Origin of the sequence: Prevotella sp. E9-3, from assembly GCF_022024015.1 — a bacterium.
In the GTDB taxonomy this organism is placed as follows: Bacteria; Bacteroidota; Bacteroidia; order Bacteroidales; family Bacteroidaceae; genus Prevotella.
On the sequence record NZ_CP091786.1, the window covers coordinates 1878605 to 1893333 of the forward strand.

The 14729-nt window shown below is 40.8% G+C and carries 7 protein-coding genes and 1 pseudogene; 1 reads left to right on the forward strand and 7 read right to left on the reverse strand.

Annotation, left to right across the window (positions count from 1 at the left end; all coding sequences use genetic code 11):
• Nucleotides 1-57 precede the first annotated feature (57 nt).
• The 7 genes and pseudogenes from L6475_RS14575 to L6475_RS06930 all read right to left on the reverse strand — a co-directional run.
• Nucleotides 58-177, reverse strand: a pseudogene (locus L6475_RS14575) (zinc-ribbon domain-containing protein); the annotation flags it as partial.
• Nucleotides 174-3488, reverse strand: a complete 3315-nt coding sequence (locus L6475_RS06905) for an AAA family ATPase (RefSeq protein ID WP_237818459.1) — start codon at nucleotides 3486-3488, stop codon at nucleotides 174-176. The gene L6475_RS06905 and the pseudogene L6475_RS14575, both read right to left, overlap by 4 nt.
• Nucleotides 3485-6562, reverse strand: coding sequence for a protein kinase (locus tag L6475_RS06910; RefSeq protein WP_237818461.1), 3078 nt, complete (start codon nucleotides 6560-6562; stop codon nucleotides 3485-3487). Before L6475_RS06910 ends, L6475_RS06905 begins: the two co-directional genes overlap by 4 nt.
• Before the next feature lie 30 nt (nucleotides 6563-6592).
• Nucleotides 6593-7453, reverse strand: coding sequence for a zinc ribbon domain-containing protein (locus tag L6475_RS06915; RefSeq protein ID WP_237818463.1), 861 nt, complete (start codon nucleotides 7451-7453; stop codon nucleotides 6593-6595).
• A gap of 206 nt (nucleotides 7454-7659) precedes the next feature.
• Complete coding sequence (locus tag L6475_RS06920) at nucleotides 7660-9696, reverse strand: M13 family metallopeptidase (protein WP_370641578.1); 2037 nt, start codon at nucleotides 9694-9696, stop codon at nucleotides 7660-7662.
• 53 nt (nucleotides 9697-9749) lie between these two features.
• The gene (locus L6475_RS06925; RefSeq protein WP_237818465.1) at nucleotides 9750-11723 is read right to left on the reverse strand and encodes an ABC-F family ATP-binding cassette domain-containing protein; all 1974 of its coding nucleotides are present in this window, start codon (nucleotides 11721-11723) and stop codon (nucleotides 9750-9752) included.
• A 1-nt stretch (nucleotide 11724) separates the two neighbouring features.
• Nucleotides 11725-13755 carry a glycoside hydrolase 43 family protein gene (locus tag L6475_RS06930; protein WP_237824073.1) on the reverse strand — a complete coding sequence of 677 codons (2031 nt, stop codon included), beginning with the start codon at nucleotides 13753-13755 and terminating at the stop codon, nucleotides 11725-11727.
• A gap of 233 nt (nucleotides 13756-13988) precedes the next feature.
• On the opposite strand from L6475_RS06930, the gene L6475_RS06935 reads away from it, so the two are divergent.
• Nucleotides 13989-14708: a gliding motility-associated C-terminal domain-containing protein gene (locus L6475_RS06935; protein ID WP_237818467.1), complete on the forward strand. Its 720-nt coding sequence runs from the start codon at nucleotides 13989-13991 to the stop codon at nucleotides 14706-14708.
• The last annotated feature ends 21 nt before the right edge of the window (nucleotides 14709-14729 follow it).

Genomic DNA, 14729 nt, shown 5'->3' on the forward strand with positions numbered 1-14729 from the left:
TTCCATTCCCTCCTGTTGTAGCTCTTCAACAGTATGCATCAAACCGCCGCAGTTAGTACAACGGCGCCCTAAACCTACACGACCACAACGATTACAATATCGCAACGCATGACCACATTGGTCACAATATGGTGATCGATCGTCTATTTCTTCTTTACAATTCGGACAAATTATCATATGTCTTTAATATCTTCAGGTTGAATTATTTGGAACGTCTCCTTTGTTACCTGTTCAGGAGGCAGCTGAGAGACTCGCATTGACAACTGCTGGATAGTAGCATCAAGAAGATTACGCATCTCACGAGCGTTGCCAAAATTATTATCCTTAGTGATAATCATCTTACTAATCACATCCAAGAGTTTAAACTCAGCTGCAGGTGACAATGTGTATTGTTCCTTCTGAGCCATACTTTTGAATATTGAAAGGAGTTCATCCTCATTATAATCATCGATGTGGAGTTTATGAGTGAAGCGGCTCGCCAATCCAGGATTCATATCAAGAAACTCTTCCATCTTATCCTGATATCCTGCAGCTATGACGACAAACTTTCCTCTATCATCCTCCATACGCTTCATCAATGTTTCAATGGCTTCTTTGCCGTAAGTGTCATTTTGGTCAGACAAAGTATATGCCTCATCTATGAATAAAACTCCACCCATTGCTTTGTCACACATATTATTGACAATCTTTGGAGTTTCACCCATATATTTACCTACTAAAGTAGCTCGACTTGCTTCAACGACATTCGAAGTAGAAAGAATTTCCATAGACTGGAGGACTTCACCCATTTTTCTTGCTATTGAAGTTTTACCAGTTCCAGGATTACCTGTCAGAACAAAATTCATTGCCATCTGTTGAACACTACCGGCCCCCATCGCAGCACGTTGCTTGATAAACATACTCTGTACAGCAAGACGACGAATAGCATTCTTAACTGAACGCATTCCTATGAATTCATCGAGTTCGTTTAGTACATCATCAAGTGGACGAGCCGCACGACTCTGGGTAATTGGAAGATCTTCTGCTGTAATACGGAACATATCCTCCTCTTTAAAGTCAGGATTGTTCATCAGAGTAATCAGTCGCTGGCTCTGTTTCTCAATGGCCTCATCAAAAATTCTGCGAGCTTCACGAGCATTACCAAAGTTTTTATCCCTACGCAAATAAAGCTGTTCAAACTGCCTATGAATAGCCTGTTCTGTAGAAGCATCTACAGTAAACTGCTTGGCAGAAGCCATATTCATGAAAATCTGTGTGAGCTCATCTGGTGTATAATCATCGAAGTGAATAGTCTGCGTGAAGCGGCTCTTCAATCCTGGATTAGTATCGATAAAGTCATGCATTTGGTCAGTATAACCTGCCACAATACATACGAACTTACCACGATCGTCCTCCAAACGCTTCAAAAGCGTGTCAATTGCTTCTGCACCAAAACTATCACCATCATTTGATTTTAAAGTATATGCTTCGTCTATAAACAGTACGCCACCCAACGCCGTATCAATCAACTGATTTGTCTTAATAGCTGTCTGTCCCGAATAGCCTGCAACCAACTTAGAACGATCTGCTTCTACAAGTTGACCACGGGAAACGATGCCCAGCGTTTTGAATACATTGGCCATAATACGAGCAACAGTTGTCTTACCGGTACCAGGATTGCCTGTAAACACATAATGCTTTCCTTGGAAGGTATTTGTCTCGCCACGTTTCACCTGAAGTGTGAGGAAAGAAGCAAGGTTAGAAATTTCCTGCTTCACTCCACTCAGTCCAACGAGACCGTCAAGTTGTTTCAAGCAATCATCCAAATTCACATCTTTCGGAGCCTCGTATGGAATGTCACTTTCGACAAATGTCATGAGTTCTTCATTACTCATTTGTGAAAGGTCGTTCTGTTGTAAACGCTGTGCTTGCTTCTTACACATCTGATCAAACAGCGAACGCATTGTACGACCGTTAGCGAAGTCTTTACCACGCGACTCATACATTTCAGTAATTAACTTACGAGTTAACGCTTCAGCTTCAGGGGTAAAGATATACTTTTTCTCCTTTGCAAAGACTGTCATAATCTGATACAGCTCATCAGGAGTGTAATCGTCTATGTTGAGGAAATAGTTAAATCGGCTATGCATTCCAGGATTTACACGGAACAAATTCTCCATCTCTGTCCGATAACCTGCTGCAATGACCACGAACTTATCGCGATCATCTTCCATGCGCTTCATCAGTGTTTCAAGTGCCTGTGCACCCTGAGCGTCACGGTCGCCAGTTTGGCTAACAGGTGCCAGTGTATATGCTTCATCGACAAACAGAATGCCACCCATTGCTTTATCGCACAAGCGATTGACAACCTTCGGCGTTTCACCTTGATACTGACTAACCATTTGAGAGCGGTCAACTTCGACAACGTGCCCTGAATCGAGATAGCCTATTGCTGAGAGAATTTCACCAAGCTTACGAGCAATAGTTGTCTTACCAGTACCTGGATTACCCGTAAGAACGATGTGCATTCCCATCTTCTCTTGTTCGCCCAAGCCACGTTCCGCACGCTGAATACTATTTTGTACAGTATAGGCAATTTCCCTTACAGCCTGCTTCACCTCGTTCATACCAATGTAATTATTGAGGTCGGCCAGAATTTCGTCAAGTGAGCGTTCCTTTGGAACATAACCCTTGATATCGTCTATCTCTACCTGTTCGGCATTGCTACCACGACTGATGAAAGAAGTGAAGATATCTTCTGCAGTCTTCATTGCCAAATGAGCATTTCCGAATGTATCGTCCTTTATTTTTATCTGATACTTAAAATAGCGTTCCAACTGTTTATCAGCTTCAGCCGAGAAGTTCAGGATGCCATACTTCATCCGTAACTCCATCTTGGCTATATCTGTCAATTCATGATAGTTGGGCGTCGGTAGTCTGAAAGTGTATTTGAAACGATTGGTTACTGCCGGATTGCTTTCAAGGAAATCGTCAAGTCCCTTTGGCAGTCCTGCCATCACAACGATAGGATTGTCATTCCATTTATCCATCTCGACAAAAAGTTTGTCAAGAGGATTTACCTGATTAGAATATTTATCTGGCAGAAGTTTCTGAACATTGTCAAAGAAAAGAATTCCATCGCTGGCGTTCTTAATATTCTCGTCCCAATTATCAACGAAACGATTATAATCAACAGCATCGACAATAGTAAGTTTTGACTTGGAAATAATCTTATGCTGATAGAAATACTCTTTCAGTATTTCCGCCAATGCTGTTTTACCGGTACCTGTTTCACCAATAATTATTGCATTCACAGAGAGTCGTACAGTAGCAACATCCTTTCGCGAACGAAGGAATGTGTAGGTGTCAACGATTGTTTTAAGTTGATTCTTTAAATCGTCGAGTCCTACAAGCTTGTCAAGCACATTCTGTGAAACGAGAGGAGTTCCACACCAACGGCAGAATTTTGCAATATTTCTATTTTCCTTATGACAATTCTCACAAATCATTGTGTAATTTCTTCTTGAACATTTTCAATAACGGTTTTTACTGCCTCGCCCTTACCCTTAAATGGATTATTCATATTTAATAAGTGTGGGCTAAATAGGCAGAACTCACCTATCAGTACGATGAACATAATACTCCACATTACGAAATGGAGAACAGATTCACCCGAAATACTTCTTATCTGGTTGGATATATCATCTAATAATCCGAATTTTGTACTCTTATAACGGAAAGATTTTGTCTTGAATGTGTAATAAAGAGGTTCAAGCAGAGACGTATTGATATCTTCTGAATTCAAAATCTCACGAATAGCCTTAGCACTGGTTTTATCATCATAGCTAAAATCTGTCTTATAGCATACAAATACATAGACTAGTGAAACTAAGATGAAAGTCGCTACAAAAAGTGATGGATAATGAGCATCAACATATTTGAATAAATAAATAGGTATCATCGTGGTTGCGCCACCAATTAATCCAAATAATGTTGATAAGAACGTACCATAGCCATTAAGAAATGATCGTACGCCTACAATTGCTGTTATACAACCGCCAACAGGTAATAGCATTGTCCAATATGGATGCTCAAGAAGGGTACTAGTATTGTCAATTCCAAATATGAGCAACAATCCTATCCATATAGCTACTAATGTATAGAAGAAAAATTGTGCAGACAATTCTCTGCCGTGAGCCATTCTCCAGTCACGACGAACATCCTCAATGCGTTCCTCCGTATCTTTTTGAGCTTTAACAAAACGCTTGTAGAACATCTGCTGTGCATCTAACGATCCCAATTTCAAGACCCATTCTTTCAATGTATTTTCATAACTATATTCATCTGAAAAGTCCTGATGTGGATTTTCATGATAAAATGTAGACAACCATTGTGATAGTGAACCTGTACGCAGCTCGTTACGAATGCTATTAGCTAAACTTTTGTCGTCTAAGTCTTCAACTTTTGAAAGAACCTTTCCGTTAGGGAGTTTATACTTTGGAGTTGCACCAAGAATAGCACAATAGCGATATAATGCCGTATGAAGATCGTAGGCACTAAGACGTTCACGGTTCTCTTCGGATGTCAAATCAAAGCATGAATTAGCATCTGCTGTTTCCTGATACCATCCATGTAACTGAGCGAAATAGTAGAAGCGGCCTTGTGGATTGATAAAATCATCCATCTCATTCTTCAAATCATCAATGTTCATATGCTGAACCTTCTGCAGATGAGCTGAAAGTATCTCTCCAACAGCTTGAGGAGTATTAGCTTCCTTAAGGTCGTATGCCGCATCACGGTCCATATTATATAATACCTTATAGGCAAGCGCCATAGAGAATGGCTGATTCTGAGTCAGAATCCTAAGTGACTCACAGGCCATTACGTCCTCATGACAATACATCCATGAAAGCAGACGACCGTCAATAAGTGAGTGCCAATCATCATCCTGAGGTTCTGATACACCAAAGGAATGAACGATTTCCTGCATATTTGCAGAAGGTTGATTTGATAAGAATGGTACGTCTGGATCAATTTCATATACCAAGCGCATTACTGCCACATGAGGCAGAGCATCAGGAGTGAAATAGGAACGAAGTCTATCAACATCTGCTTTCGTTCTTGATTCCAACCATAAGAATAGATGATTGTTTGGATTCTGAAGCTCCATTGCATATCTTTCCTTATGGCTAAGCAACGAAATTGCAATGCTATGTACATCATCACAGGCCTCATTATTAACATCGTAATATGGATATTCCAAATCCATGGCATAGATAGAAGCCATGAGACCTGCCTCTTGATCAACAGGGAAGCGATTGGTAATAATATCCTTTACAAGTGCCGAAAGTTTCAGGTTGCCACAGGTTTCGAGCCATGCTGTAATACGTCCATTGTAAAGGTAATTAATAGCAAGCTTCTTATTTTCAAGCAGCATTGGAATAAGCTCGCGAAGGTTATCGGCAACAAGATTTCGGTCAGGGTCAACAATAAAACTCTTGTAACGCAAGAAAGGCGATGACATGTCAATGGGCACATCTTCACCAAGAAACCAACGTTCAACCTCTTCATATTTCCATCGACTCTGTGGATTCACACAAGTAAGGCCTTGAACAAGGCGCTTTACTCTGGGGGGAAGTTCGTTGAGCCTAGGCAGACGACCTTCACTTTTTTGGCGCATCATCACTCGTTCATTCGAACTCATTGGATTTTCGCCCAGCCACAAAGCAAAAAGAGTCATACCAAGTGAATAAAAATCAGCAGCAGGAGTAATCTCAACCTCGCCGTCTATTACATCGGTATACATTTCAGGAGCAGCGTATATTGGGGTACGAGCCTGGGTAGTACGGAATACTTTTCCATCGTTCTCCAACATTGCAGAAATGCCAAAGTCTCCCAATACCAACTGAGTATGATTTTCATCACGGAAGAAGAAGTTTGAAGGCTTTACGTCTTTATGAAGAATATTGTTCTGATGGCAATAGGCAAGAGATGCTGCAGCCTGAAGAGCTATGCGACGAAACTTGTCTATATCCCCCTGAAGAGCAAACTCCTGAAATGTCCCACCCTTCAAGTATTCCATCAGTTCATAATAACGATGTTTACCATCCACATATGTCTTTCCAAAATCATACAGTCGTACAATCATTTCAAACTGGAAATTGTGAATGGTCTGCATCAACTTTCTATTGATGTTATAATTGGGATAATAGACCTTTAAAACCAGCTCTTCATCACGGCCTTTCACAAGGAAAATTTGAGCTTCTCCAGATGTTTCGCTCAATGAACGGACTAAAGGGTAAAAGGTTCCTTTAATCATGAATCCTTCTTGTGCCCCGTCATTCATAACAAACGGTTCATCGTCTGGAAGTAAATCAGGTTGATGAGTAATAGCAGCATCAGCCGTTCCTCCTGTTATCTCAGCCGGATTATCTATAACAACAGTGCGCTCAGCAACAAGGGTACGGTCAGCGACAACTGTACGATCGGATAAAAGAGTTCGGTCAGCTACAATAGTACGATCCCCTGCATCAATATCGTTATTGCTAGTTGAACTATTCCCAAGAACTGTTCTGTCATTCATATCGTCTATAAAATCACTCATGACTCAAGTTTAGTTATCATCCTTGATTTCCTGTCTAGAACCACGTCCCAAAACTACCCACTTACCTCCCATTTGCGGTTTAGCACAACCGCAAGGGCTGCTATGCATAGCATGCTTCCAATTACAAACCCATGCCAACCTTACACCAGCAGGTTTTTGAGCCATAGCATAATTCCTTACATAAGCTGGAGAAGGATTGGGAGGGGTTTCCATTTTGCTAAGCAGTTCGGAGAGACGGGCAAGCTTTTCATTCTTTTCTTTCTGAAGCTCTTCTTTTGATTTTCGTTTATTTTGAATTTCAGGAATAGCAGGAGTTGTTACACCCTCATCCTGAGCAAGAAGTTTCAGAACACGTTCACGAAACATGTTTGAATTCTTTTCACGTATAGAATCGCGTTCTGACACGATTGGGTTCTCCAATGACAAAGCATCATATTCACGAGCCAGTCTTACCATTTCACGGTATTCCGGCATCTGTCTCATCTGTACCATCAATTGGCGAGCATCATCAGTTAAAGGAGTGCCGCATTGCTTGCAAAATGCAAAATCATTCAAAGTGTTACAGGTAGGACAAACTATACCTCCACGAGGAGAACCACACTCAGGACAAAAAGCATCCTGAGGGGCAAATTTTGCACCACAAAAAGAGCATACATCCGGACGTACGTAATGATGACAAACTTCACAAAAGTCTGCATCAGAATCAAGAGGACTGCCACAACTGGGACATGACCCACCAAGTGAATTATTTGCTATTGTTTCGGGTTGCGCCGAAGTATATGCCATTGAATGCATATTTCCTTGAGACGCACCCTCAGCACTCTTTTGGCGTTGGCCTTGAGCTGAGGATAGTGGTATTTCGTCAGTCATAAAAAAGTTATTTTAGCTAAAAACTGATGCAAAGATACGAAAAAACAAATAATAATTACGAAAAAACCGCCACATTTTTTGCGGCGGTTCCTATTTTTTTTTATGATATTGTTCTACGTTGTCGTTTACATACAACAATAAGAAGCCATCACTCATGCCTTTTGCAATTCTCAGGCAACATGAATATAGCTCATATAACAACTTATTTACCAAAGAGATAGGCGATTTTCCTTTTGAATATACATTTTGTTTTCGGGTGTCACGCCAAAGGCTTCATACCAGGCATCTATGTGCGGTAAAGCACCATTTACACGCCATCTGCCCAATGAGTGAGGATCACTCTTAGTAAGGTTACGAATTTCTTCATCAGCAATGTTTCCAGCCCATACACCAGCATATGCAAGGAAGAAACGCTGCTCTGGAGTAAAACCATCTATATCTGACAGGGAGGCTTCTTTGGTTGCATTCTTAAAAGCAGTGAAAGCGACCTGAAGGCCACCGTGGTCAGCAAGGTTTTCACCTAAGGTTAGGCGACCATTGGCGTTCAAACCAGGAAGTACTTCGATAGCCGAGAAGAAGTCTGCATACTTATCTGTTCGTTTTTTGAAATTCTGTCCATCCTGTGCAGTCCACCAGTCCTTCATGTTACCATCCTTATCATACTGACGGCCCTGGTCGTCAAACCCGTGAGTCATCTCATGACCTATTACGACACCAATGGCCCCATAGTTGAAAGCATCGTCAGCCTCCATATCAAAGAAAGGTGCCTGTAAGATTCCAGCAGGGAAACAAATCTCATTTGTAGTAGGATTGTAATAAGCATTTACAGTCTGAGGATACATATACCATTCGTCACGATCAACGGGTTTTCCTGCTTTAGTTTCAATTTCATACTCTTTCCAGAAACGATCGCAGGCCATCATGTTCTCGTAATATGACTTTTCGGGATCGATAGTAAGTTTAGACATATCGGTCCACTTGTCGGGATAACCAACCTTTACATAGAAGGTGGAAAGTTTGTCGAGTGCATTCGCTTTTGTGGAATCGTTCATCCAATCTTGGGCAACAATACGTTCAGCAAGAGCTTTCTGAAGATTGTGTATCAGGTTAACCATACGCTCTTTGGCAGCAGCAGGAAAATATTTCTCAACATAGATACGGCCTAATGCCTCTCCCATCACGCCTTCCACCTGACGAACACTGCGACGCCACAGAGGATGATCTTCTTTACGACCGGAAAAGACTTTTCCAAAGAACTCAAAATTAGCCTGTTGTACTTCACTACTCAGTTTACCAGCTGCATCGAGAATTATATCCCACTCCATATAGTCGCGCAACTGATCTGGAGTCAAACCTGCAACAATTTTATCTGCTCCTGCCATAAAGTCAGGCTGACCAACGATAAGTGTTTCAAAATATTTGCTTTCCAAACCTGAAGCATTCATTATCTTCTCTAGCTTCAGATGAGGATAGTTACTTTCAAATTCTTTGAGTGTGGTTTTGTTGTAGTTTGCCTGAGGATCACGCAACTGAGTTCTAGAACGAGACACCTTAGCGAGTTCAGTCTCAACACTCATAACGTTCTGCATCTTTGTATCAGCCTGTTGAAGTGAGTATCCAAACAACTGGAACATACGAACAATATGAATTTTATACTCTTCACGTATATGAGAGGTTGCTGAATCATTCTCCAAATAATAGTCCTTTTGACCTAACGAAAGACCGCTCTGACTAATATTCAAAATATTGTTCTTGGCATCTTTCTCATCGGCAGCAAGACCTGCACTATACACACCCGTGAAACCAAAAGGAGCCAATTCCAACTGAATCTCAAATAATTCATCAAGAGTCTGAGCAGCTTCAACACGTTCAAGAAGGCTCATTACTGGTTTTATTCCTTCTTTATCTCTACGCACAGAGTCCATAGCTAGTTTGTAAAGGTCTGACAATTTCTGTTCAGAAGTACCCTTCTCGTAATCACGCTGCAACAATTCGTCTAGGATTCCATTAATACGCTTATTGTTCTCTTCGGCAAGAACATCAAAACTTCCATAGCGAGAATAAGCCGCAGGAAGCGGATTCTTTTCCATCCAACCACCACAAGCAAATCGATAAAAATCATCACCTGCTACAGCTGTTGTGTCAAGATTGCTCAAGTCAATGCCTGACTTCAGCACTTTGTCACCTGAACATCCCATAAGGGTAGTCATAAAGGCAACTACAAAAATAGTTTTCACTTTCATTTTTAGTCTTAGTGTTACTAATTAGTATAATTAAAATTTTAACAAATAATTGATTACGATTTTAACAGCTCAAGGATCTCAGATAGCTTTTCCCATCTTTCAACTTCAGCATCAAGTTGCCTGCGGGTATCTGTATATTCTGTCACCAAAGTCATATCGGATGCTTTCATCGGATCACATAATAATACATCAAGTTCTTTCAACCGTTTTTCCATCATATCAACTTGACGCTCACTCTCAGCAACATCACGTTCAGCTTTTTTAATACGTTTTTGATGTTCTTTGTGCTCAGCATAAGAAACTTTTGGAGAACTCTGTTCCGACTTTGAAACCGCAACGTTAGAAGACGTACATTTCGTATCTGTTCGAATGGAATCTTCTTCATTGTTTTTAGATTGTTGTTGAAGTTCATCCAAAGACGATATCTGCTTGGTTTTCAAAAAGTCATATATTCCTCCAATATGCTCACGAACCATTCCTCCACCAAACTCATAAACTCTACTAACCAAACCGTCAAGAAACTCTCGATCATGACTCACAATAATGGCGGTTCCATCGAAAGCCTTGATTGCTTCTTTCAAAACATCTTTCGAAGGCATGTCCAAATGGTTAGTGGGCTCGTCCAATATTAACAGATTAACAGGTTCGAGTAATAACCGTATCATGGCTAAACGGCTACGTTCGCCACCACTCAAAACTTTTACATACTTATCCGAAGCCTCTCCACCAAACATGAAAGCGCCTAGAATATCATTGATTTTCAGACGCACATCACCTTTTGCCACATTGTCAATAGTCTGGAAAACGGTGAGACTCTCATCTAGTAGTTGAGCTTGATTTTGTGCGAAATAGCCTATCTGAACATTGTGGCCAACCTTTAAGTTGCCATCATATGGAATCTCGCCCATAATACACTTCACAAGCGTGGACTTTCCTTCACCGTTCTTGCCCACAAATGCAACTTTTTCGCCTCGTTTTATAGTAAGATTAACATTCTTGAATATCTGATGACTTCCATAAGCTTTTCCTACTTCATCACAAATAATTGGATAATCACCAGAACGCAAGCAAGGTGGAAATTTCAGATGAAGAAAAGAATTGTCAACTTCATCGATTTCGATTGGAACTATTTTTTCCAGTTGACGTAAACGTTGCTGTACCTGAACAGCTTTGGTCGCCTTGTATCGGAAACGTTCAACGAAATCGCGAATATCGGCCATTTCCTTTTGTTGATTCTCATAAGCACGTAATTGTTGTTCTCGACGTTCACGACGCAAAACTACATACTCATCATATTTAACACGATAATCAATGATTTTGCCACATGATATCTCAAGTGTCCTATTAGATACATTATTAATAAAGGCTCTATCATGACTAACTAATACGACAGCACTTGACGACTGAGCCAGAAATTGTTCAAGCCATTGTATTGACTCAATATCCAAGTGGTTTGTAGGCTCGTCAAGAAGAAGAACATTTGGACGTCTCAGTAAGATCTTCGCCAACTCGATTCGCATTCGCCATCCTCCAGAGAATTCGCTAGTAGGGCGTTCGAGGTCAGAACGTTCAAAGCCAAGACCGGTAAGTGTACGTTCTATCTGCGCCTCATAGCTTTCTGCTCCCATCATTAGGTAGCGTTCATGTTCAGAAGTATATTTCTCGACCAAAGCCATATAGTCTGCACTTTCATAGTCTGTACGACTATTAAGTAGTTGTTCCATATGATCAATACGATCTTTAACTTTCTGCACATCAGCAAATGCTTTCTGGGCTTCTTCCCGTACCGTGGTGTTATCCTGGAGAATCATCACCTGGGGCAAATAGCCAATCGTTGTATCGGAAGGAACACTGACAGTTCCTGCCGTAGGGCGCTCTTTTCCACTAAGTATTTTAAGCAATGTTGACTTACCGGCACCATTTTTACCCACAAGAGCTATACGGTCACGGTCATTGATAACAAAGCTTGCATCACTGAATAGGGGCTTCACCCCAAATTCCACTTTTAATCCTTCTACTGAAATCATTTTACTTTACTTCCTCCCAACGTAATACTGAGCCATTTCGACGTGCAGGATCAGCTCCTTTATAATCCATCGAATAAGGGCTACCCGTTGTTGGGCTTTTACCTATATATTGATGTGTGCGCATTGACATGAGCATAAATTCTCCACCAAGATAATCTTGCCAAAGGAATACTTCAGCTTTAGAGGAATCATTTGTGAGCCTGACATCGCCAGGTAAGCCTATGCCCGAAACCCAAACATAGCGCCCATCTTCACACTGGAGGCTCACCATACCCTGCCCTTTGTCGATTAGGCGGAAATGGGTTTGCTGAGAATTATTCCTGGCATCGGTGTCATACATCAATCCATGCAGCTGAGCATGCATCGGTCTTCCAGTAGCAAGATTTATGATACGAAACGTTTTCCCGTATGGAATATTCTGAGACCGATCAGCCTCTGGTTCAACTACAGTAAAGTTGTCAAATTCAGCATAACCGCCATTCTTACCATTCTTATTAAAAGCAAAAAGAGCATGACGAGAACCTTGGAAGGTAACTAACTGATAACTTAAACGCATCTCACAACCTAAATTATAAAAATGTTCGCCATCTACAGAATAAGCATATTCTGCCTTATCGTTATCAAAATCTCCACACATGCGTAACCAAATCTTCCCATGAGGAAGTGAGATGGGTTGATCAATAGTATCATTGTTCACTTGTTCAAACCAACGCAGTAATGTCTGCTTTTCATTCTTCACAATGCCTATCCACGAACAAGGAACATTGATATTGCCCAATCCAGCAACATCACCATTCTTCATACCATTTATGAACAGTTCAACGGTAGTTATGCTAGAAGGTCCTATTACACGTTGGGTAAGAGTATTACGTGCCCACATCAGTTGCTCTGCTGGCATTGTCTTAAGGCGTAAGCGACCATTATTTAACGACCACATTTTCTCTTCAGGGTTGTGGTTCCACTGCCAGACACGTCCTAATTGTTTGCCATCAAAATTCTCACACCTATTATATGGAGCTGAAGGAAACTGTTGCGGAAGTTGTGGTTTGAACCACGTACGCGGAGCGCGGCCTAAATTTCCTTCAAGCCCAACAAATGGCCATCCGTCTTTCCATGTTACAGGCGCCAACGTAACAGTTCTACCAATAGAGTGGAAATCCTGCATAAGCAATGCCCACCACTGTCCATTTTGGTCTTCAACAATACCTCCCTGATGAATATTACTACAAGCCGTAGCATTTTCATCAGCCTTAGGAATTACAAACTGAGAGCCGTCTGGAACGATACGTCCTTTCCATTGAGTCAATGGAGCTGCATGATATCCGAATGTCTCGTCAGCGGTAATCACGCATGTCTCATACGGACCATAGATATTCTTTGAACGAGAGCATAATGTACGTCCATTAGGCTTATAATCCGTAGATATCAAATAATACATACCATTTATCTTATACATGTGATGACCCTCACCAACAGCCGAACCATTAGGAATAATCACACGGTCTGTTCCTTCGACAGGACCACTCATATCGGCTTTCAGTTCGGTACAATGCACCTCACCATAGCCATGAATAGCATATATTTTTCCGTCATCATCAAACAAGACGCTTAGATCGTAAATTCTTCCTTTCATGTTATGATGCTCCCATGGACCACGGATATCCTTTGCAGTATAACATTGAAGTCCTTTCCCATTTATGTTCGAAAAGACGTAGAACTGACCGTTAGAATAACGAATAGCAGGAGCCCAAATACCTTCGCCGTAGATTTCTTTACCGTTTTTCAACGAAAAAGCAGGGTCGTCAAAGTCAAACCGATCAAAACAATATGAGATATTCTCCCAATTTACCAAATCCTTAGAATGCAAAATAACAAGACCAGGGACTGCATGCATCGTAGTTCCTGCTAAGTAATAATCATCTCCAACTCGCAAAATATCAGGATCACTAAATTCGTCGTAGAAAAGAGGATTGGTAAACGTTCCATTGCCGTTATCAGCTGTCCACGATGAAAATTGTGCGTGTACAGGCATCACTCCACTGACACATACAGCAACGGCATAAGCCAACATGATTGTTTTGAATTTCATAGAAAGTAAGTTATAATGCATATAAAGTGCAAAGTTACAAAAAAAAACGATAATACCTATATTAAATTGGATTTATTTTCAAATAGAAAAATCTGCAAAGTAAAAGTTCCTAAATCATTTGTCATTCTCATTGATTCTTTATAACTTTGCAAACTTAAAGAATAATTATTGACAGTATGACTCTAAGACACTTGTATCTGGTACTTTTCTTTTTTTCTTTTGGATTCACGACAAAAGGACAAACCGTTTCTCCTACTGCTTATTACAAAGACAAAGACGGTAATGAGCGAACAGAGACTATGAGCATAGATGATGCACAAGCACCTTTGGATGTAGAATTCCGGGCAAACCCTTCAGGGATTGAAGGTAGAGTACCTTCATACGAGTGGCACTTTCGTCATACAGGACTCTCAAAAGACAATCGGACAAAACGTGAATTGTTTGTACGATATGAGGAGAACACAAGCTACACCTTTGCTGAGTCTGGCGAATACGAAATTGTTTTGAAAACTTTTCTGCAAGACAACACAGGAATCGTAGAGCTTGATTCAGGAGTTATTAAACTGACTATCTCGGAAAGTAAACTAGAGTTTCCAAATGCATTTTCTCCCAATGGTGATGGCACGAATGACATCTATCGTGCTAAGCCAGAATACAAAAACATAATTTCATTCCGAGCAATCATTTTTAACCGATGGGGCCAGAAACTATACGAATGGAGTGACCCTGCAAGCGGTTGGGATGGAAAATACAATGGAAAGGACGTAAAAGAAGGCGTCTATTTTGTACTTGTCGAAGCGAAAGGTGCAGATGGAAAAGAATACCAAATAAAAAGAGACGTTAATTTGTTACGAGGTTTCTCGCCAAAAGAAAACGTAACTGGAGGAAATTATTGATTAAATTAATAGAGACAACAC